At 74.0% G+C, this 23118-nt stretch carries 20 protein-coding genes and 1 pseudogene; 7 read left to right on the plus strand and 14 right to left on the minus strand.

The genetic code is table 11. From position 1 onward, the window contains the following. Positions 1–53: 53 nt before the first annotated feature. Together COUCH_RS36985 and COUCH_RS36990 are read left to right on the plus strand one after the other, a co-directional pair. Positions 54–1049 (plus strand): PseG/SpsG family protein, encoded by a 996-nt coding sequence (locus COUCH_RS36985; protein ID WP_249613929.1) that lies wholly within the window; start codon positions 54–56, stop codon positions 1047–1049. Positions 1050–1059: 10 nt separating this feature from the next. Beyond that, positions 1060–1365, plus strand: a complete 306-nt coding sequence (locus COUCH_RS36990) for a pyrophosphatase (protein WP_249609772.1) — start codon at positions 1060–1062, stop codon at positions 1363–1365. 12 nt (positions 1366–1377) lie between these two features. Here COUCH_RS36990 and COUCH_RS36995 read toward each other — a convergent pair whose 3' ends face one another. Beyond that, positions 1378–1641 carry a helix-turn-helix transcriptional regulator gene (locus COUCH_RS36995; protein WP_249609773.1) on the minus strand — a complete coding sequence of 88 codons (264 nt, stop codon included), beginning with the start codon at positions 1639–1641 and terminating at the stop codon, positions 1378–1380. Between the two features lie 140 nt (positions 1642–1781). Here COUCH_RS36995 and COUCH_RS37000 point away from each other — a divergent pair, with 140 nt between their 5' ends. Together COUCH_RS37000 and COUCH_RS37005 are read left to right on the plus strand one after the other, a co-directional pair. Next, a complete protein-coding gene (locus COUCH_RS37000) occupies positions 1782–2273 on the plus strand; it encodes a response regulator transcription factor (protein WP_249609774.1) in 492 nt (163 codons plus the stop codon). 46 nt (positions 2274–2319) lie between these two features. Beyond that, entirely contained in the window at positions 2320–3363 is a 1044-nt protein-coding gene (locus COUCH_RS37005) for a S66 peptidase family protein (RefSeq protein WP_249609775.1), read from the plus strand. On the opposite strand, the gene COUCH_RS37010 is transcribed toward COUCH_RS37005, so the two are convergent. The 3 genes from COUCH_RS37010 to alr are packed head-to-tail and all read right to left on the minus strand — an operon-like array spanning position 3347 to position 6500. Then, positions 3347–4390, minus strand: coding sequence for a CapA family protein (locus COUCH_RS37010; RefSeq protein WP_249609776.1), 1044 nt, complete (start codon positions 4388–4390; stop codon positions 3347–3349). The two genes, COUCH_RS37005 and COUCH_RS37010, sit on opposite strands and share 17 nt — an antisense overlap. Then, positions 4387–5385: a hypothetical protein gene (locus COUCH_RS37015; protein ID WP_249609777.1), complete on the minus strand. Its 999-nt coding sequence runs from the start codon at positions 5383–5385 to the stop codon at positions 4387–4389. Before COUCH_RS37015 ends, COUCH_RS37010 begins: the two co-directional genes overlap by 4 nt. Then, on the minus strand, positions 5382–6500 hold the full coding sequence (gene alr / locus COUCH_RS37020) for an alanine racemase (protein WP_249609778.1): 1119 nt from the start codon (positions 6498–6500) through the stop codon (positions 5382–5384). The genes COUCH_RS37015 and alr overlap by 4 nt, the downstream gene beginning before the upstream one ends. Positions 6501–6873: 373 nt before the next feature. Here alr and COUCH_RS37025 point away from each other — a divergent pair, with 373 nt between their 5' ends. Further along, complete coding sequence (locus tag COUCH_RS37025; RefSeq protein WP_249609779.1) at positions 6874–8193, plus strand: hypothetical protein; 1320 nt, start codon at positions 6874–6876, stop codon at positions 8191–8193. Here COUCH_RS37025 and COUCH_RS37030 read toward each other — a convergent pair. The 9 genes from COUCH_RS37030 to COUCH_RS37070 all read right to left on the minus strand — a co-directional run bounded on the left by COUCH_RS37030 (position 8186) and on the right by COUCH_RS37070 (position 16632). Then, positions 8186–9541: an acyltransferase family protein gene (locus COUCH_RS37030; RefSeq protein WP_249609780.1), complete on the minus strand. Its 1356-nt coding sequence runs from the start codon at positions 9539–9541 to the stop codon at positions 8186–8188. The genes COUCH_RS37025 and COUCH_RS37030 overlap by 8 nt on opposite strands. Then, entirely contained in the window at positions 9538–10608 is a 1071-nt protein-coding gene (locus tag COUCH_RS37035; protein WP_249609781.1) for a D-alanine--D-alanine ligase family protein, read from the minus strand. Before COUCH_RS37035 ends, COUCH_RS37030 begins: the two co-directional genes overlap by 4 nt. An 86-nt stretch (positions 10609–10694) precedes the next feature. Beyond that, the gene (locus COUCH_RS37040; protein WP_249609782.1) at positions 10695–11318 is read right to left on the minus strand and encodes a TetR/AcrR family transcriptional regulator; all 624 of its coding nucleotides are present in this window, start codon (positions 11316–11318) and stop codon (positions 10695–10697) included. A gap of 30 nt (positions 11319–11348) precedes the next feature. Continuing rightward, complete coding sequence (locus COUCH_RS37045) at positions 11349–11621, minus strand: DUF6582 domain-containing protein (protein WP_249609783.1); 273 nt, start codon at positions 11619–11621, stop codon at positions 11349–11351. A 41-nt stretch (positions 11622–11662) separates the two neighbouring features. After that, positions 11663–12067 carry a CAP domain-containing protein gene (locus COUCH_RS37050; protein WP_249609784.1) on the minus strand — a complete coding sequence of 135 codons (405 nt, stop codon included), beginning with the start codon at positions 12065–12067 and terminating at the stop codon, positions 11663–11665. Further along, positions 12055–12963, minus strand: coding sequence for a UDP-N-acetylglucosamine-transferase (locus COUCH_RS37055; protein ID WP_249609785.1), 909 nt, complete (start codon positions 12961–12963; stop codon positions 12055–12057). The genes COUCH_RS37050 and COUCH_RS37055 overlap by 13 nt, the downstream gene beginning before the upstream one ends. Beyond that, positions 12960–15503, minus strand: a complete 2544-nt coding sequence (locus COUCH_RS37060; RefSeq protein WP_249609786.1) for a hypothetical protein — start codon at positions 15501–15503, stop codon at positions 12960–12962. The genes COUCH_RS37055 and COUCH_RS37060 overlap by 4 nt, the downstream gene beginning before the upstream one ends. Before the next feature lie 4 nt (positions 15504–15507). After that, positions 15508–16131 carry a helix-turn-helix transcriptional regulator gene (locus tag COUCH_RS37065; RefSeq protein ID WP_249609787.1) on the minus strand — a complete coding sequence of 208 codons (624 nt, stop codon included), beginning with the start codon at positions 16129–16131 and terminating at the stop codon, positions 15508–15510. 129 nt (positions 16132–16260) lie between these two features. Next, a complete protein-coding gene (locus COUCH_RS37070; protein WP_249609788.1) occupies positions 16261–16632 on the minus strand; it encodes a hypothetical protein in 372 nt (123 codons plus the stop codon). 344 nt (positions 16633–16976) lie between these two features. Here COUCH_RS37070 and COUCH_RS37075 point away from each other — a divergent pair. Then, positions 16977–19313: pseudogene (locus COUCH_RS37075) on the plus strand (BTAD domain-containing putative transcriptional regulator). Between the two features lie 55 nt (positions 19314–19368). After that, on the plus strand, positions 19369–22818 hold the full coding sequence (locus COUCH_RS37080) for an AfsR/SARP family transcriptional regulator (protein WP_249609790.1): 3450 nt from the start codon (positions 19369–19371) through the stop codon (positions 22816–22818). Here COUCH_RS37080 and COUCH_RS37085 read toward each other — a convergent pair. Continuing rightward, positions 22805–23113, minus strand: a complete 309-nt coding sequence (locus COUCH_RS37085) for a YbaB/EbfC family nucleoid-associated protein (RefSeq protein WP_249609791.1) — start codon at positions 23111–23113, stop codon at positions 22805–22807. The two genes, COUCH_RS37080 and COUCH_RS37085, sit on opposite strands and share 14 nt — an antisense overlap. Positions 23114–23118 lie beyond the last annotated feature (5 nt).

Genomic DNA, 23118 nt, shown 5'->3' on the forward strand with positions numbered 1-23118 from the left:
TGACCGTCGGAGTCCGGTGTGACGCCGGTCCTCGCACAGGGGTCGGGCATCTCGTGCGGTGCGTGGCGCTGGCCGAGGAGCTGACCGCGCGCGGGATCGGCGTGCACTTCCTCAGCGACCTGGGCGGCCTGGAGTGGGCGGAACGCCAGCTCACCAGCCGCGGCCTGCCCTGGTATCCCGCACCGTACGACGCCGTCGGGCTCGTCGCGGCCGCGGACCGGCTGGGGCTGGACGCCGTGGTCGTCGACTCGTACGTGCTGCCGCCCGCGCACTCGGCCGCCCTGCGCGCGTCCGGCCGGGCGGTCCTGGCCATCGTGGACGGCGACGTACGCGGCCAGGAGGCGGACGTCTACGTCGACCAGAACCTCGACGCCGAGCTGCTGACCCCGGACCTGCCGCCAGGCGCCGTACGCCTCGCCGGCCTCGGCTGTGCGCTGCTGCGCCGGGCCGTACGGGACCTCCGGCCACCCGCCCCACCGATGCCCGGCCCGGCCGACAAGCCGCGGGTCGTGGCGTTCTTCGGCGGCACGGACGCATACCGGGCGGCACCCGTCGCCGCACGCCTGCTGATCGCCACCGGCGTACCGTTCTCGGCGACGATCGTGGCAGCCACCGACGACCTGCGCGCCGAGCTGCTCGCGTCGGAGCCCGCCGACGGGCAGCGCCTCGACATCATCGCGCCCACCGACGAGCTGCCGCGCCTGCTCTCCACCGCCGACCTCGTGATCAGCGCCAGCGGCACGTCGACCTGGGAACTGCTCTGCCTCGGCCGCGCGGCCGCGCTGGTCTGGGTGGTCGACAACCAGATCCTCGGCTACGACCGCACGACCGCGCGCGGCCTCGCCGCCGGCCTGGGGCACCTACCGGCCCTGCGGGAGTTCCCGTCCGAGGCGATCGACCGGCTGCGTGAGCTGCTCTCCAGCCCGGGATCCCGGGCCGAGCTGGCCGCCCGCGCCTGGGCGGCGGTCGACGGCCAGGGCTGCTCGCGGGTGGCCGAAGCCCTGCTCGGCGCCGTCCACGCGAGGAACGCCGTCCGGCCCGGCCGGTAACTTACGCGGCATGGACCTGCGCCAACTGTCCGACGACGTCGAGAGAGTCTCCGAGCGGTACGCCGAGGTCTTCGGCATCCGCCGCGACGACACCTGGTTCCTGCTCAAGCTCCAGGAGGAGGTCGGCGAGCTCACCCAGGCGTTCCTGATGCGGGCCGGCCAGGCGCGCGACAAGGGCCGGTCGCCGGCGGACCTGCACGCCGGCTTCGCCGCGGAGATCGCCGACGTGGTGTGCCACGCGCTGCTGCTCGCGCGCCACTTCGAGGTGGACGTGCCGGCCGAGATCGACCGGAAGTGGCTCTCCCGCCTGCGCTGACGCGTGCCGGGATCAACGCGGACGGTCGAACGTGCCGAGGATGACGTCCACGCCGATGTCGGACTTCGGTGCCGGGTTGATCTCCAGCATGAGGTCGAGGGCGGCGACGAGCTTGAGCACCAGGCCGACCTCCGCGGTGGCCTTACCCGCCTCGAGGTCGGACAGCCAGCGGCGGCTCAGCCCCGCGCGGGCGGCCACGGCCGCCTGGCTCAGGCCCGCTCGCCGGCGGACCTCTCGGAGGTGGTTGCCCAGGTCCGAGGGCCGGTCGACGCGCATGCGACCTCCCGATGGGAACATACGCGCACAGCGTACCCCGATGTGCGCGTACGTGCGCATCGTGCGATACGGCTAAGCGATTTCCGGACCGGGCCGAACAGAGCTGCGGACTCCCCGGAGAGTCGGATCGAGGTGTTGCCGTGACCACCGTTCTCGTCGCCGATGATGATGCCGATCACCGTGAGCTGCTGACACTCGCGCTCAGCCGGTTCGGGCACCATGTGGTCGCGGCCGCCGATGCCGCTGCTGCGCGGCGGGCGCTCAGTGCCGGGGGGATCGAGGCCGCGCTGCTCGATGTGCGGATGCCCGGAGAGTCGGGTATCGATCTGTGCCGCCGGCTGCGGGCCGATCCGGTGACCGCCGGGCTGCCGATCATGCTGGTCAGCGCCGACGTCAACGGGCGGCGGGTGCTGGCCGGGATGGAGGCCGGCGCCGACGACTATCTGACGAAGCCGTACCCGCGGTCCGAGCTGTGCGCGCGGCTGGAGGCGTTGCTGCTGCGCCGCAGCCGGAGCGCCACGATGCCGTCGACGGCCGCGAACGCCGCGATGCTCGCGGCTCGGGCGGCGCTGCCGGCGGGCGTACCCCTTCCGCCACCGCAGATCGAGCGCGGACTGCCGCGGACCGCCTGAGCGAAAACGGTGTGCGGCCCGTCCCGGCCGGCTGCTTGAATGCGGCATGCGTCCCGACTTCCGCCCGCCGCCCAAGCTCTCGTCCGGTGACCGCGTCGCGGTCGTCTCGCCGTCGTTCGCCGCGCCGGCCCTCTTTCCCGCCGTGCACGAGCTGGGCCTGCGGCGGCTGCGGGAGGAGTTCGGGCTGGAGCCGGTCGAGTATCCGGCGACCCGGCGGCAGGCGACGCCGGCCGAGCGGGCCGCCGACCTGATGGACGCGTACGCCGATCCGGACATCCGCGCCGTCTTCGCCACGATCGGCGGCGACGATCAGATCACCGTGCTGAGGCACCTGGACCCGGGGCCGTTCACCGCCGATCCCAAGCCGTTCTTCGGCTACTCGGACAACACCAACCTGCTCAACTGGCTGTGGCACCACGGCGTGGCCGGCTACCACGGGATGTCCACGATGGTCCACCTCGGCCGGGGCGCCGGCGTCCAGCCGGTCGTTGCCGAGTCTCTGCGCGCGGCGCTGTTCACCGGTGGCGATCTCGTGGTGCGCCCGGTCGCCGAGTTCAGCGACGAGGAGGTTCCCTGGACCGAGCCCGCCGCCCTGACCACGTCGGCGCCGGCGTACCCGAGCCCCGAGCGGGTCTGGCACCGCGCCGACCGCGTCGTGAGCGCGCCGACGTGGGGCGGAAACCTCGAGATTCTGCATTGGACACTCGCGGCGAACCGGTGGGTACGCCCGGCCGCCGACTACGCCGGATGCGTGTTGCTGCTGGAGACGTCGGAGGAGATGCCGCCGGGCACCGAGGTGTTCCGGATGCTGCGGAACTTCGGCGAGCGCGGCCTGCTCGAGCAGTTCCCGGCCGTGGTGGTCGGCACGGCGAAGGGTACGTCGCTGCACAGCGCGCGCAGCCTGGAGCAGCGGGCCGCCTACCGGGAGGAGCAGCGGGCCGCCGTGCTACGGGCCTTCGAGGCGTACCACCCGGAGGCGATGATCGTTTTCGGGGTGGACTTCGGGCACACCGATCCGCAATGGGTGCTGCCGTACGGGGGTCGCCTGACGGTGGACGGGCCGGCCCGGACCGTCACTGCTCACTACTGACCCGGCCGAGGCCGGCGCAGTCGCGGAGGTCCGTGAAGTTGTTGCGGGCGAGGTCGGCGTGCCACCCGGTGAGCGCCCTGGGCTGCCCGGTGCCGGAGACGACCGTGGGCACGAACTCCGAGCGCACCACCTGGCGGTCCCGGACGGTCAGCCGCAGCACCCCGGCCCGCGCACTGTACGGCTGGAACAGCCCGGAGCTGTACCAGAGGAAGTTGCCCAGCCCGTACGCGATGTAGGCCCTGCCGGACCGCCCGGCGCCCTGCAGCACGTGGGCGTGCGCGCCCACGATGATGTCGGCACCGGCCTTGACCAGCGCGTCGGCGAAGTCGCGCTGCAGCCGGTCGGGGCACCGGTCGCCCTCGGTGCCCCAGTGCGGGAGCACGACGACGAGGTCGCTGTCGGCGCGGGCGGCGCGCACGGCGGCCAGCGCCCGGTCGGTGTCGAACGCCATGGCCAGCCCCGCCTTGTCCTCCCCGGCCGCCCATTCCGCGGCGAGGTCGTCGACCTGGCTGAAGGCGAAGACGGCCAGGCGCACGCCGCGGACCGTACGCCGCCACGGCTTGTACGCCTCGGCGATGTTCCTGCCGGCGCCGATGGTGCCGATCCCGCCCTTGCGCGCGGCGGTCATCGTGTCGGCCAGCCCCTGCCGGCCGTAGTCGAGGCTGTGGTTGTTGGCCAGCGACACCGCGTCGATGCCCGCGGCCTTGAGGGCCGGCACGGCGGCGTCGCGCGCCCGGAAGAGGTACCGCTTCGGTTCGGGCTTGCCGCGGCCGGTGATCGGCGTCTCGAGGTTGACGAACGTCAGGTCGCCCTCGGCCAGCTCGGTGGCGATCGGCCCGAACGCCGTGGCCGGGTCCGCGAGGAGTTTGTCCACCCGCCCCTCGAAGTGCACGTCGCCCGCGAAGGTCAGCGTCACCTCGGGCACCGCGGCGCTCGCGGTCCGCGGCGTGGTGTCGTCGCCGGAGGCGCATCCGGCCGCGGTGAGCAGCAGCACCGCGCAGATCGCCGAGGTCAGTCGCCGCCTCACCGGGCCACCCCCGCCGGCGCCCGGCCCCGCACCTGCCGGACCACCGCCATCAGCACAAGACCCCCGGCGACCATGCCGGCCACGAGGGCCGGCGGCTCGGCCAGCGCCACGGCGAGCTGCACTGTGGACCCCATCGCCGACAACCGCGCGAGCAGCGCCTTGTCGGCCAGGACCAGGACCGGAACAAGCAACAAATACATCGGTACGGCCGCAGCACCCACCGCCATCAGGGCACGGAACCGGAGTCGCGCCGCGACCGCGAGCGCGAACGGCAGGGCTGCCAGGCCCGCGACGACCACGGCGAGGCCGGCGGGGAAGCGGTCGACGCCGAGCACGCACGCCCCCACGACGGCCACGACGGCACGGGCGACGAGATCACGCCAGGACGACGGCTGGACCGCGCGCGCGATCTGGCGGGCGAACCGCAGACCGGCGGCCAGGAAGACGAGGAACGAGACCGCGCCGGTCAGCAGCGTGGCCGCGCACAGGACCGCCACGAGCGCGGCGGCGGGAACCCGCTGGGCCGCCTTCGCGATCAGCGGGAACAGCGCGAGCGCCCACAGCAGCGACAACTCCGGCGGCGGCAGCAACGCGACGCTCAGCAGCTCGTGGGAATCACGCATCGGGATGCCGACGAGCCCGGGGTCGATGCGGCGCAGCAGCGCCACGGTGCAGGCGAGCCACGCGTAGTGCGCCACCAGCACGGGAATCACCCAGGTCAGCAGGAGCCGTCCCCACGGCAGCGCGACGAGCCGTTCCGCGCGGCGGCCGAGGACGACGAGGAACAGCGGCGCGCCCACCACGCCGGCGGCCCCGGCCACGGCCCACCAGGCGAGCGGCACGGGAACGGTGATCGCCCATTCGATCTGCAGGTAGTGCCGGGCCACGACGTACTGGGTGAGCGCGGCGCAGACGCCGAGACCGGCCGCCGCCGTCAGCGCCCGCGTGGTCTCCGTGGGCTGCGCCGGCTCGGTGGCCGGCCGGGCCTGCGTCACCGGGCGCCTTCGTAGCGGCGGGTCACCCGGGCGCCGATGCCGGTGAGGACGTCGTTGGGGTTCGTACCGGCCCAGGCGGCCCACTCGGCGGCGGTCGGCTCGCCCCCGTCGCCCGGGCCGAACATCACCGCGTACTCCCCGGCCCGGACGGGCAGGTCGCCCACGTCGAGCACCACCTGGTCCATGCTGACCCGGCCGGCCACCGGGCAGCGGACCCCGTGCACGAGGAACTCGGCGCGGCCGGCCGCCTGCCGCGGCACCCCGTCGGCGAATCCGAGCGGCACCAGCGCCAGCGTGGTCTCGCGATCGGTGAAGAAGTCGGGGCCGTACGAGACCCCGGTGCCCGCCGGCACCCGCTTGGTGAGCAGCACCTGGGCCCGTACGGTCATCGCCGGGCGCAATCCGAAGCTGCGGCCGGGCACGGGCTCGATGCCGTACAGGCCGATCCCGGCGCGCAGCAGGTCGTGGCGCGCCTCGGGGATCTGCAGACCGGCGGCGGAGTTGGCCAGGTGCAGGATCGGCGGGTCGATGCCCGCGGTGAGGGCGGTCTGCCGGCCGACCTCGAACTCGTGCAACTGCGTGCGCAGGTGCGCGCTCTGCGGGTCCTCCGCGCCGGCGAGGTGCGACCAGAGTCCGCGTACGCGCAGCAGCCCGGCGCTCTCGAACTTACGCGCCCACGTGAAGAGCTGCATCCACTCCTCGACCGGCGCGCCGCCGCGGGACATGCCCGTATCGATCTTGAGGTGAACGGTGGCCACCGTGCCGGTCCGGTCGGCCGCGTCGGCGAGCGCCTCGAGGGCCTCGACCCCGCCGACGGACACGTCGATCCCGGCCCTGAGCACCTCGTCGAACGTCTCGGCCGGCGGGTACAGCCAGAGCAGCATGGGGGCGCTGAAGCCCTGGGCGCGCAGGGCCAGCGCCTCCGGCACCGACGCCACGCCCAGCCAGGTGGCGCCGTGACGCAGCGCCGTACGCGCGACCTCGGCCGCCCCGTGCCCGAAGCCGTCGGCCTTGACGACCGCCATCATCCCGGCGGGGCCGGCCGCGGCGGCGAGCACGCCGGCGTTGTGGGCGATGGCGTCCAGATCGACGACGGCCTCGGCCATCGCCGTCATCGCCCGGCCCTCGATCGGGACGTGGAGTTCAGCACCGGCGCATGCTCCGGGAGGTCCCTGCTCGATTGGAAGGTCATTCTCTGATCAATCCGTCTCCGTCACGGAGTGTGTCCGGATCGCGACGCACTTGCCGGAAAGGGCCATGATGTCCACACGCGGGGGCAGAAGCCGGACGGCGGAGGCGACACGCGTGCTCGACTGGCGGCAGGACGACACGGTTAAGAGACCGACGGAGATGATCTCGCCCGGGGGGGAGAAGCGTACGACGATGCAGACCGGATGCGAAACAACGATCCGCGCAGACGTCCACGGCCTCCCGCCGCGCTGGGCGCGAGGCGGGCCGCCGCAGGGCAGGGCTCGGGAGGAGCACGCGGTGACGCGCCTGGAGCAGTACCTGCGCTCGGCCCGCAACCGGGCCTTCGTCGGCCGGGCGGCGGAGATGGCCGCGTTCCGGGCCGCGCTCGCCGGCGGTGAGGTCTTCACGGTTCTCTACCTGCACGGCGCGGGCGGCACCGGCAAGACCACGCTGCTGCGCCGCTACGCGGTCGAGGCGGAACGCGCCAACCGCCAGGTCGTCCGGGTGGACGGGTACGAACCCGGCGACATGGCGGCCGGCCTGCTGACCGCCGTACCGCCCACCCCGGCCGGCAGCGCGGGACCGGTGCTGCTCGTCGACGGGTTCGACCGCTGGCAGCCGCTCGAGGCGTGGCTGCGCGACGAGTTCCTGCCCGGCCTGCCGGTGGGCAGCGTCGTCGTGCTCGCCGCCCGCACCCCGCCGGCCGTCGAATGGACCGCCGATCCCGGCTGGAACGCCGTCCTGCGGGTCCAGGAGGTCGGCGCGCTCTCCGCGGGCGAGGCCAAGGTGCTGCTCGACCGCAACGCCGTGCCGCGCCCGCGGCAGCCGCTGCTGCTCGACCTGGCCGGCGGCAACCCGCTCGCGCTGCGGCTGGGCGTCGAGGAGGTCGCGAGCGGCAGGGACGACGACGACGTCCGGCTGGCCGTCGCGCAGGCCTTGCTCCGGCAGGTCGTCGGCGATCTGCCGTCGGCCGCGCACCGGCACGCCCTGGAGGTGTGCGCGCACGCCGGGACGACGACCGAGAAGCTGCTGCGGGCCACCGTCGCCGACGGCGACCCGGTCGAGCTCTTCCGCTGGCTGTGTGCGCTGCCGTACGCCGACTACGGCCCGTCCGGCGTCCGCGTCGAGACCTTCGTGCGCAACGCCGTACGCACCGAGCTGAAGTGGCGTGACCCGGTCCGGCACGACGCCGTCCTGGCCCGGCTGGAGCAGGATGCCGCGCTCGCCGCGCCGGTGCGCGTCGAGTCGTTGCCGCGCCCGGAGTTCGACCAGGCCGTACGCGACGCCTTGCGGTCGTGGCGCCGGCCGGACCTGCTCGCCACGAACCCGCTCGTGCACAGCCGGATGGTGGCCGCGGCCGAGCCCCAGGCCGACCCCGTCGACGCCGTGCGTACGGCCCTCAAGTCCACGCTGGACGATCTCGGCGAGGATCCCCGGCAGCTCAAGTCGCATCGCGCGCTGATCGCCACATACCTGGGTGGCGCCCCGACGCAGGAGGCCGCAGCCGAACGGCTGGGCCTGCCGTTCAGCACCTACCGGCGGCACCTCAACCGAGGGCTCGAGGTGCTGTGCAGCCTGCTCTGGCGGCGTGAGACCCACGGTGTCGACCTCACCTGACCTGCGGGAGAACCATCGTCGGCTGCTCGTCCCACACCGGCTCGGCGGAAGCTTCGACGGGCGGTCCGGCGACCGGTGCGACGGGTGCGGCGGGCTTGGCCGGCGCCGACGGCCGCTTCCGGGAGGGCAGGTCGAACAGCCAGGTGCCGCCCGCTGAGCGGATCCAGCCGTTGAGGGTCAGGCACACCCCGGTGAGCAGCGCCGTGAGCGCCAGCGGCAGGAACAGCGCGAGCAGGACCTGGATCGGCGTGCCCGCCGACGAGAACGGCCGCAGCAGCGCCGCGTGCACCAGCGCCAGCAGCGGCATGTGCATCACGTAGATCGGCAGCGTGTTGCGGCCCAGGTGGGCCAGCAGGTCGCCGATCCGGGTCAGGCGTTCCAGCTGGACGGCCGCGGCGATGCCGACGACCACGGCCATCGCGCTGACCACCGGCCACACCCCGAACCACTGCTTCGCGCCGAGCTGGCGCAGCGCCACCATCACCACGAGGTAGCCGGCGCCGCCGACGAGCAGCATGCGCAGGTTCGCCGTACGGGCCCAGCGCTCGACCCACGGCTTGAGCCGCAGCCCGGCGAGGAAGAAGAACAGGTTCTGGTAAAGCTGTCCGCGGTTGCCCGGAGCCGCCAGCAGCCCGGCCGACGCCGTGGCGGACAGCAGGAACGCCGGCACCAGTACGGCCGCCACCGGCAGGTCACGGCTGAGCTTGGCGACGACGAAGTAGAGGGCCAGCGCCACCAGGTACCACAGGTTGGTCGGCGTGATGGTCACCTGTTCGAGCACGTCGAGGGCGCTGTGCGCGGCCAGCGTCTCGAAGCTCGGCACCATCGCCAGCACCGTGGTGTGCACGACGAACCAGATCACGTACAGGTAGTAGAACTTCGCGATCCGGCTGCGGGCGGTGACCGCCCAGGAGCGCTGCACCGCGGCCGCCGCGAAGAGGCCGGAGATCGTGAAGAAGACCGGCATGCGCAACGGCAGCAGCTGGTCGCCGAAGGTGCCCCACAGGCCCGGGATCGGGGCCGGCAGATGCCAGTCGATCTGCAGGTAGTGCTTCATGATGACGTGCCACATCACCACGAGCAGGATGCAGACGCCCTTGGCCACGTCGGCCCAGCCGGCCCGCGGCTTGGCGGCGGCCGTGGCCGGCGCCGCTTCCGTGGGCGCAGCCGGAGCCGGGGCCGGTGCCGTGGGCGCAGCCGGGGCCGGTGCCGCTTCCGGGGACGCGACCGGGGCCGGGGCCGCCCGCACCGCGGTGATCACCTGGGTCGCGTCGTCGTCCCACGCGGGGGCGGCGGACGAGCCGAGGCCGCCGGGCAGCCACCCGTCGGCCGGCCCCGGCCGGGTCACGACGGCAGCGCCGGCGCCGGCCGGCGGGCACCGGCCAGCGCGGTCTCGATCAACAGGTCCAGCAGCTCCGGGTACGGCGTGCCGGCCGCCTTCCACATCCGCGGGAACTGCGACATGGCGGTGAGCCCGGGCATCGTGTTGACCTCGTTGACCGTGAGCGACCTGCCCGGCTCGACGAAGAAGTCCACCCGGAGCAGTCCGGAGCAGCCGAGCGTGCGGAAGACCCGTACGGCCTCGGCGCTGAGCCACGCCGTCGTGTCCGCGTCGAGGTCGGCCGGGATGACGAACTCGGTGAGCCCCTCGCGGTACTTCGCGTCGTAGTCGAAGAAGCCGTGGTCGTCGGCGACCCGGATCTCCAGCGGCGGGCTGGCCAGCAGCCGCCCGTCGGGCAGCTCGAGCACGCCGACGTCGATCTCCCGGCCCGGCACCCCGGCCTCGACCAGCACCTTCGTGTCGCACAGCCGGGCCGCCTCGACGGCCTCCGGCAGCGCCGCCCAGTCGTCGACCCGGGAGACGCCGATGCTGGACCCGCCGCGGGCCGGCTTGACGAACGCGGGCAGCCCCAGGGCGGCCCGGTCCGCGCCGGTCACCTCGTCGGCGTCGTCGCGCAGCACCACACCGTCGGCGACGGCGATGCCCTCGGCGGCGAGGATCTTCTTGGTGAACTCCTTGTCCATCGACGTGGCGCTGGCCAGGACGCCGCTGCCCACGTACGGGATGCCGGCCAGCTCGAGCACGCTCTGCACCGTGCCGTCCTCGCCGTACGGCCCGTGCAGGATCGGCATGACGACGTCGACGTGGCGCAGCGCCTCCAGGGCACGGAACAGGCTCTCCACGATGGTGGGACGCCAGCCGTCCGGCTCCGGGGTCATCTCGCGCAGCGCGGCCTCGTCGACGGCGGACGTGGCCCGGTCCACGCCGACGATCCACTCGCCCTCGACGGTGATGCGCACCGGCACGACCTCGTAGCGGCCCCGGTCGAGATACTGCACGACGCTCGCCGCCGAGCGGCACGACACGTCGTGTTCGGTGCTACGCCCGCCGAAGAGAACCGCCACTCGGATCATTGGGGGCACGTCGCATCACTCCACGCTCGGACTACTCCTGCACTCTGGGCGTGGATCGTGCGGCAATCGACTGCTCACCCGGAAGGTCAGTTACTGATCAATCGGTCCAGGGCGCGCAGTTCCGCGGCGAAGACGAGGTCCGGCTCGAGGCCCATCGCGGCCAGATGCCCCTCGATCTCCAGGCTGACGAAGCCGTGCAGGCGGCTCCAGAGGGTCAGCGCGTGCAGGGACACGGCGGGGTCGGCCGTACCCGCCCAGGAGCGCAGCTGCCGGGCCAGCGCCGGCTCGGGGGCGGGTCCGGCGCCGGCGGCCCGCAGCAGCGGAGCCATCGCGGCCCGGGCGGCCGCGGTCACCCGCTCGTCCCAGGCGTCGAAGCCGGGCAGCGGCCCGGTGAACAGCAGCCGGTAGCGGTGCGGCTGGGCGACACCCCAGGACCGGTACGCCGCCGCCAGGCCGGCCGGCCGCAGCGGCGCGGCGGTCAGGGCCGCGGTCAGATCGGCGTACGCGTCCAGCACCAGCTCGATGAGCAGGGCGTCGCGCCCCGCGAAGTAGCGGTAGAGGGCCGGGCCGGAGACGCCCAGTTCCTTGGCGATCGCGTTGAGCGAGAGGGCGTGCGGACCGCCCTCGGCGAGCTGACGCAGCGCCGCCTCCTTGACCTCGCGGCGCATCTGCTCCCGGAAACGGTCCCGGATCCCCCTCGCAGCAGCCATGCCGCCAAGCTACAAGCCCTCACCCGCCCGTCACGGCTTGCCCAGCTCCCGCCAGCTCTTCTCGGTCAGCTCGATCCCGTAGTGCCGGGCGGCCGCCTCGATGTTGGCGAACGCCTCGTCCCGTTCCGCGTCGGTGACGTCCTTGACCTGGTTGAAGCGGGCCAGGGCGGTACGGACGTGGTCGGCGTCGGTGAGCGGTTCCTTGCGTTTGCCCGGGAAGGCGTACGCGCTGTCCGGCAGTTTCTTGCGCTCCTCCGCCGACAGCGTTCCGTGCTCGTCCACGGGCTTCCAGGTCACAGCCATACCGTCCCCGTACCCATCGGGCGGCCTGCCGCAACCGCCGGTCACCCGGGGATGGCGAAGTTCTGCGTCCAGACGAGGACGCCCCGGCGGTCGGCGGCGAGGCCCACGCCGATCTGGGTGTACTCCGGGCTGAGGATGTTGGCCTTGTGCCCCCGGCTGTGCATCCACGCCGTCATGACCTGCCGCGCGTTCTCGTGCCCCCAGGCGATGTTCTCGCCGACGAGCGCGAAGACGTACCCGGTCAGCGCCACCCGGTGCCCGGCCGTGGTGCCCTCCGGCGACTGGTGGCTGAAGTAGCCGCGGGCCGCCATGTCGGCCGAGTGGGCGCGGGCCGCCTCGGCGAGCAGCGGATCCGTGGTCAGCCGGGGCAGCCCCGCCTTGCGGCGTTCCTCGTTGACGATGCTCGCCACCCTGCGTTCGAGGTCGGCTCGGATCAGGGAGCGCATGGCGTGGGCTGCTCGAACCGGTTCTCCGCGAACCGCAGTCCCGTGTACGCCTCGAACTGCGCGACCGTCCGGTGCGGACCGACGCCGTACCGTCCGGGGGCCGGGTGCAGCAGCAGGTTGCGTACGCGCCGGCGGCTCTTGAGCTCGTGGTCGTACCAGGTGCGGCCGGCCGCGGGGTCGTTGTGGTCGTCCCAGTGCCGGACCCGGCCGTGACCGCCCCACAGGTGCCACATGACCGTACGGGTCGGCGCGGAGACGTCCCACCCCCACGTGAAGGCGCGGACCGCCGTGGTGATCTCCTCGCCGTAGAAGTAGATGTGCGGGTCGTTGGGCACCTCGGCAATGAACGACGCCGCGGCGAACATCAGGTGGCCGCAGACGAGCCCGGTGGGCACTGGCTCGGCCCGCTCACGCCAGTCGGCGATCGGGTCCGCCTCGAAGAACGGCATGCCGGTGGGGTCGAAGGCGTCGAACCGCATGCGCAGCGGGTCGGCGGGCGCCGGTGGCCGGTCCGGCGTGTACCCGGGGCACCAGCTGGACAGCAGCGGCTTGTCGCCGGGGGCCCGGGAGAGCTGGTCGAGCAGCGTCTCGTCCCAGTGCGGCGCGAACCGCTGGTGGCTGTCGGTCTGCAGGTAGTGGTCCTCCCCGCCGTACAGCTGGAGGGTTTCCGCCCGGGCCCAGCCGACGCCCCGGCTGGACCGGTGGTCGGCCTCGGTCACCGCGACCCTCGGGTCACCGCGCAGCGGCCCGAGGTCGTCCCCGGCGGCGCGCTGCCAGCAGATGCCGACCCGGATCCGGCCGGGGTGGCGGGCCTTCGCGAACAGGTCCAGCACGGTCGGCACCAGCTCGCTGTCCCGGTACGCCGGGATCGCCACGAAGATCGACTTCGCGGTCACCGGCGCAGCCCCGGTACGGCCCCGAACCGGGTCGCGGCGGCCGGGCTGATCCGGCTGAACGAGCCCGCGCTGCCGACCTGTTCCATGGCGCGGCTGAGCGAGTTCAGGGCGAGGTCGTCGAAGGGCACCCGGCCCCGGTCCGGTTCGTCGGCGGCGAGCTCGCGCAGCAGCAGCCGGCCGCGTACGTCGGGACCGGGCAGTACGGCATCGAGCACCTTGAAGCTGGTGCCGGGCAGGAACACCACCCGTGACTCGGCGCGGCGGTCGTCCTCCGGCTCGAGCAGCCGGGTGCGCCGGGCGGTCATGGACCAGATCAGCACGTCGAGCTCGCCGGGCAGGTTCAGCGGGGGCTCGGTGAGCGCGTGGGTGAATCCCCAGTCGGTGAGCACGCCGCGGTCGCGGATCCGGGCGACCTCCTCGGCCGTCAGGTCGGACACCAGCGAGGTGGCGCCCCGGTGCGAGGGCAGCCGGCGCAGACCGGCGGCCACGCAGCGGGCGAACGGGACCTGCGGTCCCACGTCGCCTTCCCGGAGGGCCTCGTCGAGACCGTCGCCCACCGCGGACAGGTAGAGGCGTACGGCCACCGCGTCCACCATCGTGTCCGGGTCGGCCTGGAACCCGGGGTACTCCGACAGCAGCCGCGACACCGAGCTCGCGGCGGCGTCGAACTCGCGGGTGAGCGTGCCGCGCAGCCACGCGCGTTCCTCGGCGAGCCCGGCCGGGGTGGGCAGGCCACGGGCGTCGGGGTCGGGGTCGGCCTGGAAGGACATCGGGCCCTGTGGCCGGGCCCGGTCGAGCGCCACCAGGACGCGCTCGGCGGTTTCGGGGGGAAGCACCGAGGGCTCGCTGTGCTGCTGGGGGCGGTGGGTCGTCGGAGCGACGCGCAAGGGCAGCGCGTTCTCGTCGGCCTCGACGGACGCCGGCGCAGGTGCGGGTGCGGTTTCGTGCCGGGAGCGCGCGGGCGCCGTGGTCACGACGGCCGGCGAGACGGGGGCGACGGACTCCTCCCAGAGCGGGACCTCCGCCGTGCGGCCGGCCCCCGGTGGCGGCGGGAGGGAGACCGGCAGGTCGCTCGCCGGGGGCGGCCCGGGAGTCGCCGCCGGCTGCAGGCTTCCACCGGCGCGGCCGCGGGAGCCGGAGCCGAGCGTCTTCAGCTCGGGCGACGGCACGGTCAGGCCGGTCACCTCCCCGGCCGGCGGCGCGACCGTGGCCGGCGCCTCGTCGAGGGCCAGGTCCGCGGCGCTGAAGCGGTACGTCAGGCCGTCGGTGAGCTCGCCGGCGGCCGGGGCGACCCGCGGCGCGACGGGCACCAGCGCGGAGGCGAGGTGCAGCGTGCAGCGGTCGCGGGTGGGCGGGTCGAGCCGGGCCGCGAGGTCCTCGGCCAGTTCCCGGAGCCGCGCGACGCGGGCGGGTTCGGCGTCGTCCACGATCAGCGCGGGGTGCCGGGGGTCGGCCACGCGGGCGCGGATCCGGTCGGCGTACCGGGGTGCGGTCGCGTCGCGCAGCCACAGTCCGGACTGGACGATCTCGACCACGGCGTCGTCGGCGTACCGGTAGACGCGCGGCCCGGCGGCCTCGCCGAGCATGAGAGGCGCACGGTAGCTGAGGATCTGCGGCAGCGGCGCGGCCACGTTGGCGCCGGCCCGGGGCCGGTAACCGAGTTCCCGGACGAGCACCTGCCAGCCCAGGGCGCCGTCCTCGGCCACGGTGTGGATGCGCGGGCGCTCCGGCTTGCCCACCGGTACGCCCGTGAAGCAGGCGATCGGCCGTTCGAGCAGGTCGGCGAGCGCTTGGCCCAGCACTTCCCCCTCGGGCAGCTGCACGGGTCCGTATTGGACGAAACGCGCCCGGTCACGCCCCTCGTCGCCGATGCCGCGCCAGAACCGGGCGACGTCGTCGAGCGGCAACGGCGGAGTTCCCGGGCAGCCGAGCACCACCGTGAAGGCCTGCGGCTGGCACGGTACGGACGACGCCAGCAGTTGCCAGTGCGCGCGTACGGCGGCCTCGTCCCGGCCGTCGCGGATCCACACGCCGGCCGGCAGCGGCTCGACGGCGCCGTGAGCGCTCGTGGGCAGGAACTCGGCGGCGGCCGCGTCCCAGTCCGGGCGGGGATACCGCTTCGCCTCCCAGTGCGGCGGCCGTCCGGGCTGGTACCGCACCCAGCCGCTGCCCTCGGCGGCGTGCACGAACAACGCGCCGGATGCGCCCCGGATCAGGTGCCCGTACGGCGCCACGACCGGCCGGCCCAGGCGGTCGGACAGCCACTGGCCGGCGAGCACCGAGGTGTCCTGACGGGCGCCGCACACGACCAGGCGGATGCCGCCGCGGCGCCGCCGGTGCAGGGCGCCGGCGACCGACTCCCAGATGCCGACGGGCAGGTCGTCGTGCAGGTCGAGGACGACGATCTCGTTGTCCGCGTCGTGCGCCACGGCGAGGGCCAGGGACTGCGCCTCGGAGCTGATCCGCTCCCGGGCGTGCAGGACGAGCGCGTTGCCGACGGTGTGCTTGCCGATCGTGACGGTGGGCGCTGAGCTGCGCATCTCGTCAGATCATGCCGGCGCGCAGCGCGTACGCGACCGCGTGCGAGCGGTTGCGCAGCTTGAGCCGGTGGGTGACGCCGTAGATGACGTTCTTCACCGTCCGCTCGGAATAGCACAGCTCGCCGGCGATCTCGTTGGTGTCCAGCCCGTCGGCCATCAGCCGCAGCACGTCGATCTCGCGCGGGGTGAGGCCGGAGGCGTTGAGCCCGTTCGGGGTGAGCACGTCGCGCTGCAGCCGCTCGATGTGTTTGAGGAGTTCGCCGACGAGGTTCGGGGGCATGACGCCGCCGCCCTTGGCCGCGGTGAGCACACTGTGCACGAGCCGCTCGGCGGTGACGGCGACTCGGGGCAGGATCGCGACGACCCGGCACTCGACCGCGGTCAGCAGCTCGCTCTCGGTGATCTCGTTGGTGATGAGCACGACCGGCGAGCCGATCTCGGCGGCCGACCGCCGCAGCATCGCGACCACATCGGTGGTGAGCCGGTCGCAGGAGACCACGAGGACCTTGGCCTCGGCGCGCTCGCTGCTGCGCAGCAGCGCCAGCTCCGGCCGGGACTGAAGATAGCTGGCGATGCCGGCCTGGCTGAGCGGGTCCGAAGCCTGCAGGGCAACCCGAACCTGTTCCACTACTACCTCCGCTTTGGTCGTTATGGCGGGGCAAGTGTGGCGGAAGGCACCTTCAGAAAACCTTCACGCCGTCTCCAGGTGTCGTGAAGATCGTGAAGACCCGAGACATCGACGCAGGTCAACGCCGATCTATAAGATGGATTGCCCGTCGAATTCGGCGCGGTCACCGGGCCGGCGCCCGCGGGCACGCCGCAGCGCCTCGATGTACTTCGGCAGTTCCGTGACCGCCTGCTCGAGCCGGCCGGGCGCCAACTGGTCGGCGAACACCGCGTCGACCACGTCGTTCGCGAGCTCGTCGGGGAGCTCGTCGACACGCTGCGGAGGCGAGTGCTGCCAGATCCGTATGATCCGCAACCGCGCCCGGATCAGCGACAGGGTCCGCTCGAGACCGGCGATCGCCTGGTCCGCGCGGACCGGGTCCACGACCAGACGACCCTCGGCGGCGAGCGTCAGGAACAGCTCACCGGCAAAGGGCGCGGACGACTCTGCATCGGGCGGCACACCGGAAGTCCATCAGCACCGGCGGCCCACCGGAAGGCATCGCGCTCCGCGATGCCCTGGCCGACCGCCTTTCTTGCCCCCGGCGCCGCCTGTTACCCATCGGTACAGACGGGCGTCGATTGGCGTCGTTGATCGGACGCGGTTAAGAATTAATGGAGACCAGGTCGACCCGCGCGGTATCGGAACCTTGCGCGCCAGGGGTAGAAATGTCATCGCGCGTGACGGATCGCGGCGACGCATCACGAGGCACCTGACGGGGACGTTGGTCGGCGGCGGGCGGAAGCTTGTAATTTCAACCGTCGAGGTGAGCGGGAGAGATCCCACGACGACGAGGTTGGGAAGCCATGTCGGCAGAGCACGAGGGCATCGACCTCCGGTTGCTCGGCCCGGTGCGGGCGTGGCGGGACGGCACCGAGCTGCCGCTCGGCTCGGCCCGCCGCACGGCGGTCTTCAGCGTGCTCGCGCTGCACGCCGGGCACGCGGTCTCCCGCGAGCAACTGGTCGCCGCGGTCTGGGGCGAGGACCCGCCCACCAGCGCCACCGGGAACGTCTACACCTATGTGTCCGCCCTGCGCCAGGTTCTCGAGCCGGCCCGCGACCGCTGGGCGGCCGGGCAGCTGCTCACCTCCGGTGGCGGGACCTACCGTCTGCACGTACGACCGCAGGACGTCGACGTCTTCCGGTTCGAGGCGCTGCGGGAGGAGAGCAGGCGCAGCCGCCGGGCCGGCGATCTGCACGGCGAGCTCGCGGCCCTCGAGTCGGCACTGCGCCTGTGGCACGGCGAGGCGCTCGCCGGCGTGCCGGGGCCGTACGCCGAGGCCCAGCGCCTGCGCCTCACCGAGCTCCGGCTCGCCACCGCCGAGCGGCAGGCCGCTGTGCTGAGCGGGCTGGGCCGCCACGACCAGGCCGTCACGGTCTTGCGCGGCCTCGTGGAGCGGTACCCGTTGCAGGAGAACCTGCAGGACATGTTGCTGGCGGCGCTGCACGCCAGCGGCCGGCGGACCGAGGCCCTCGGGCTGCAGGCCCAGCGCTCCGGGCCCACCCGGGCGGCCGCAAGCGGCGAGGACGCGACCGGGGCCGCACTCCAGCGCGCCACCGACCGTGCCGCGCTGGTCGGCCGGGACGCCGAGGTGCGCTTCCTGCGCCGGGCCGCCGCCGAGGCCGCGGCCGGCCGGGGCCGCAGCATCCGGATCGAGGGCTCCCCCGGCATGGGCAAGTCGGCGCTGCTCACCGTGGCCCTGCGCGGCGCGACCCCGGTGGGCTGCCGCACCGGCTGGGCCGTCGGCGACGAGCTCGCCCAGCGCATGCCGCTGGGCGTCCTGCTCGAGTGCGTCGAGTCGGCCATGGCCGGCGACGCGGCCCGTACGGTCGTCAAGCAGCTGTTCACGATCGCCGCGGACACCCTCGACGGGGTCACCGCCGGCACGGCCGGCCGGGCCGTCGCGGTGATCCGGCAGGCCGCCGAGGAGGCGCCGCTGATCCTCGTCGCCGACGACCTGCAGTGGGCCGACCCCGGCACGCTGCGGGTGTGGGCCGCGCTGCACGAGCTCACCGCCGAGCTGCCGCTGCTGCTCGTCGCCGCGGCGCGCCCCGGTTCCGCCGAGCTGGACGGCATCCCGGCCGACGAGGTGCTGGATCTGGCACCGCTGACCGCCGAGGCGGCGACGGCTCTGGCCCGGGCGGTCGCCCCCGAGCCGCCGGACGGCGAGACGCTGCGGCGGCTGCTCGGCGACGCCGGCGGGAACCCGTACTACCTGCGGCACCTGGCCGCGGCCGGGACCGGCGACGACCGCGCGGCCATCCCGGCCGACCTGGTCACCGCGATCGGCACGCAACTGGCCTCGTTCACCGAAGAGACCCGGCAGCTGCTGCGCGCGATCGCCTTCCTCAACGCCGCCGACGCGGAGGAGGCCGCGGAGCAGGCGCCGCAGGACGCGACCCGGGACGAGCCCGTGCACTGCACGGTCGGCGAGGTCGCCGCCGTGACCGGCCGGCCGGCCGGCGAGCTGCTCCGCGCGCTGGAGCCCGCGGTCGCCGCCGGGCTGGTGGCCCGCTCCGGTGACCGGCTGACGTTCCGGCACCCCGTGGTCTGCCGCGTGCTGCACGAGGGCACCCCGGCCTCGCTGCGCGTGATGCTGCACCGCTCCTTCGCCGAGCGCATCGCCGACGCCGGCGGGCCCCCCGAGCGGGTGGTGGCGCAGCTGCTCGCCGGGCCCGTACCGCTGGACGGCCCGGTGTCCCGATGGCTCAGCGACCACATCGAGCAGCTCGCCGGCCGCGCGCCCCGGATCGCCGTCACGGTGTTGCAGCGGGTGCGCTCGCAGCACGTGGCCGACCCCGGCGAACGGCTCGTGCTGACCGCGTGGCTGGCCCGCCTGTTGCTGCGGCAGGGGGTCAACGCCGTGGCGGAGGCCAACTGGGTGGCCGCGCGGACGACGGACCTCGACCTCGAGGGCGAGATGCGCTGGGTGGCCGCGGTCGCGCACGAGCGGCGCGGCGAGTACGACGCCGCGGCGGAGATCGCGCGCTCGGTGCTCAGCGAACGGCGCATCCCGGTCCGGTGGCTGGACCGGTTCCGTATCCTGATCACCCGGTTGCGGCCACACCTCTCCGGGAACCCGACCGTGCCGCACCTGTCGCGGGCCGCGCTGCTCGGCGACGAGGTTTCTGTTATCCGGTGACACACCGGTGGTCCCCCGAGGTTGAGGCGTCCTCGTAGTGAGAAACGGAGGACACGTGGCGACATCGTCCGACGACCGGCTCCGGGTGTCGGTGCTGGGCCCCGTACGGGCCTGGCTCGGCGAACGGGAGATCGATCTGGGCCCGGCGCGACAGCGTGCGCTCTTCGCCGTCCTGGCCGCCAGCGCGGGGCGACTGGTCGGGCGGGACGAGCTGATCGAGGGGGTCTGGGGCGAGAAGCCACCCGCCACCGCCACCGGCAGCGTGTACACGTACATCTCGGGACTGCGGCGCAGCCTCGCCCGTGGATCGTCGCGATCCGGCCACGAGCTGCTGACCTCCGGCCCTTCGGGGTACGCGCTGAGCCTGGTCCCGGACGACGTGGACAGCGAACGGTTCGCGGCCCTCTGCGCCGGGGCGGCGGAGCTGCAGGCGGCCGGCGACCTGACCGGCACCGTGGCGAAGCTCGACGAGGCACTGCGGCTGTGGCACGGCGACGCGTACGCCGGCCTCTCGGTCAACCGCCTGGAGCTGGAACGCGCCCACCTGGGTGAGCGCCGCCTGGCCGCGGTCGAGCAGCGCGCCCGGATCCGCATGGAGCTGGGCGACGACGGCCTGGTCGCCGACCTCGCCGGGCTGGTCCGCGACCACCCGCTGCACGAGCCGCTGCACGAGTTGCTGATGCGCGCGCTGCACCGCACCGGCCGCCAGGCGGAGGCCCTCGAGGCCTTCCGCAACGCCCGCCGCACGCTCATCACCGAGCTGGGCGTCGAGCCCGGCCCCGAGCTGCGCGAGCTGCACCGCCTGATCCAGGAGGGTCCCGCCGAGCCCGTCCGGCCGGTGCCGCAGGTGGTGCCCACCCAGGTCGCCCGGGCGCTGCAGGACGGCGTCGCCGGGCGTCAGCTCGTCGGGCGCAGGGCGGAGCTGAGGGAGCTGCGCGCGCTGGTCCGCGAGGTCGCCGAGGGGCACGGCACCGCCGTCTGGATCGAGGGCGAACCGGGCATCGGCAAGTCCGAGCTGCTCACCGCGGCCTTCGCCGAGGCCGGGGCCGCCGGGTGCCAGCTGGCCTGGGGTGTCGCCGACGAGCTGGACCAGCACGTACCGCTGCAGGTGGTGACGCGGGCGCTCGGCCTGGAGACCACCTCGTCGGACCCGCGGCTGGCGGCCCTCGCGACCGAGCTGCACGGCACCGACTCCGACGACACCGGTCCCGCCGCCGTGGCCGACCGGGTGCTCGCGTACGTCCGGGCCGCCTGCGCGGTCGCGCCGCTCGTGCTGGTGATCGACGACCTGCAGTGGGCCGACGAGTCCAGCGTGCTGTTCTGGGACCGCCTGGTCGCCGCCACCCGGCGGCTGCCGCTGCTGCTCGTGGCCGCCGCCCGGCCGGAGCCCAACGGCCGCGAGCTCGCCCAGCTGCGCCGCGGCGTCCAGGCCCGGCAGGGACACGTCCTGATGCTGCACGCGCTGCCCGCGGAGGCCGTCGAGGAGCTGATCGCCGAGCTGGTCGGCGCCCCGGTCGGGCCCAACCTCGCCATGATCATCCCTCGCTCCGGCGGCAATCCCCTGTGCGCGCGGGAGCTCACCACGGCGCTGTTACGCCGCGGGGTGGTCCGCATCGAGAACGGCCGCGCCGACATCGACGACTCCGTCCGGATCGACGCGCCGCGCTCGCTGCTCGCGGTGGTCCGGGCCACGCTCGACTTCCTCAGCGACGACACCCAGGAAGTGCTGCGGATGGCCGCCCTGCTGGGCGCGGAGTTCGCGGTCGACGACGTGGTCGCGGTAACCGGCCGTTCCCCGTTCGACCTGATGGCCAACCTCGAGGAGGCGCTGACCGCCAACGTCGTGGTCGACGCCGGCACCGACCTCGCGTTCCGGCACCCGTTCCTGCGCCAGGCCCTGTACGAGAGCATCCCCGCCCAGGTCCGGGCCACCCTGCACCGGCACACCGCGGAGGTGCTGGACCGCGGCGGCAGCCCGGTGACCCGGGTGGCCGAGCAGCTCGCCGCCGAGACGCCGGTGGTGGACGCGTGGGTGGTCTCGTGGCTCACCGCCCACCACGCCGAGGTGGTCAAGCGGGTGCCGCGGATCGCGCACCAGCTGCTGCGGCGGGTCCTCGCCACCGATCTGCCCGGGGCTGCGCAGCGGGAGACGCTGCTCGTCGCCCTGGTCAAGCTCGACTTCCGCTACGACCGCTACCCGATGGACGAGGCCCGCGAGGCGCTCGCCATCGCGACCGACCCCGCGGACCGGGCCGAGATGCGGCAGCTGCTCGCCGCGATGACGTTCCGCCGCGGGGACGAGGACAGCGCGATGGCCCTGCTCAGCGACGCGGTGCACGACCCGGCGGTGCCGGAGATCTGGCGTACGCGGCACCGCGTCCTGCTGGCCAACTTCCGTCGCGGCGGCCTCGACGACCTGGACCGGGCCGACCGCACAGCCGGCGCGGTGTACGACGAGGCGGTGGCGGCGGGGCAGCCGTACGAGGCCGCCTTCGCCCTGCAGACCACCTGGCTGACCAACTCGATCCGCCGCGACCACGAACGCGCCCTCGAGTACGTCGACCGCGCGCTGGACATCATGCGCGACCACCCGGACTTCGCGGGCATGTACTTCGACCTGCTCGACAACCGGATGTTCACGCTGCAGAACCTGGACCGGCTGGACGAGGCCGAGCGGACGCTGCGCGAGGCCGCCCTGTTCGCGATCCGGCACCGCCTGCCCGGCAGCCTCCAGGTCGCCTCGGCGGTGCAGTACTACTGGCTGGGCCGCTGGGACGACGCGCTCGCGGAGGTCAGCGCGGTCACCGACGACGCGCCGGGTATCACGTTCCTGGGCACGCGGGAGCCGGGCGCGGTCACCATGCTGCTGCACGGCGTCGCCGCGCTCATCGCCGCGCACCGCGACGACTCCGACCTCGCCGCCGGGCACCTGGACGCGGCCGACACCGGACCGGCCACCGACGCCGAACGCGAGAGCTGCGACTTCCTGCTCGTCGCCCGCGCGCTCGTGGCGGAACAGCAGCACCGCCCGGCCGAGGCCCTGGACCTGCTCGGCCCGCTGCTCGTGCCCGAGTACGCCCCGATGATGCTGCGCCACCAATGGCTCCCCGACGCGATCCGGCTGGCACTGGAGCTGGGGCGTACGCCCATCGCCGAGCGCGCGGCCGCCATCTGCGCGGAGGAGGCCGCCAAGGAGGTGCGGCCCGCCCGCGCGTTCGCCGCCGCCGAACGGTGCCGCGCACTGGTCGGCAACGACCCCGAGCCCGCGCTGGCGGCGGCCGCGCACTACCGGGCGGTGGGCAGGGTGCCGGAGCTCGCGGCGGCCCTGGAGGACGCGGCCGTGCTGCTCGCCGCCAACCGCCGCCCGCACGAGGCGGCCCGGTACGGCGCCGAGGCCGCGGAGCTCTACACGGTCCTGGGCGCCCGCTGGGACCTGCGCCGGACCCGCCGCCGCCTGGACGACTACGGGGTCCTGCTGGAACGCGACGTCGCTAGGAGAGGCTGACCTCGACCTCGCCCATGCGCTGGCCGACGAGGTTGCCGGCGTTCGTGCCCGCGGCGCGGATCGCCTCGAGGATCGCCTGCTGCAGCTTGTCCCGGTCCCGCTCGTCGAAGACCCGCGGATCGACCTTGACCGCGCTGACCCTGCCCATGCCGTTGCACAGCACGGTGACCGTGCCGTCCTCGGAGCGGCCGGTGATGAGGGCGCGCTCCAGCTCGGACCGGGCGGCCGCCATCTGGTCCCGATAGGACAGTGCCGTTTTGACGATGTCCTCGAAGTCGAACTTCGGACCGGTCACGGTTC

This window comes from Couchioplanes caeruleus (genome assembly GCF_023499255.1).
Lineage (GTDB): Bacteria > Actinomycetota > Actinomycetes > Mycobacteriales > Micromonosporaceae > Actinoplanes > Actinoplanes caeruleus_A.

Coding starts and splice junctions, on each gene's coding strand:
- COUCH_RS36990 (WP_249609772.1), top strand. CDS start 1,060: ATGGACCTGCGCCAACTGTCCGACGACGTCGAGAGAGTCTCCGAGCGG.
- COUCH_RS36995 (WP_249609773.1), bottom strand. CDS start 1,641: ATGCGCGTCGACCGGCCCTCGGACCTGGGCAACCACCTCCGAGAGGTC.
- COUCH_RS37005 (WP_249609775.1), top strand. CDS start 2,320: ATGCGTCCCGACTTCCGCCCGCCGCCCAAGCTCTCGTCCGGTGACCGC.
- alr (WP_249609778.1), bottom strand. CDS start 6,500: ATGACGGCGATGGCCGAGGCCGTCGTCGATCTGGACGCCATCGCCCAC.
- COUCH_RS37035 (WP_249609781.1), bottom strand. CDS start 10,608: ATGATCCGAGTGGCGGTTCTCTTCGGCGGGCGTAGCACCGAACACGAC.
- COUCH_RS37040 (WP_249609782.1), bottom strand. CDS start 11,318: ATGGCTGCTGCGAGGGGGATCCGGGACCGTTTCCGGGAGCAGATGCGC.
- COUCH_RS37045 (WP_249609783.1), bottom strand. CDS start 11,621: ATGGCTGTGACCTGGAAGCCCGTGGACGAGCACGGAACGCTGTCGGCG.
- COUCH_RS37050 (WP_249609784.1), bottom strand. CDS start 12,067: ATGCGCTCCCTGATCCGAGCCGACCTCGAACGCAGGGTGGCGAGCATC.
- COUCH_RS37060 (WP_249609786.1), bottom strand. CDS start 15,503: ATGCGCAGCTCAGCGCCCACCGTCACGATCGGCAAGCACACCGTCGGC.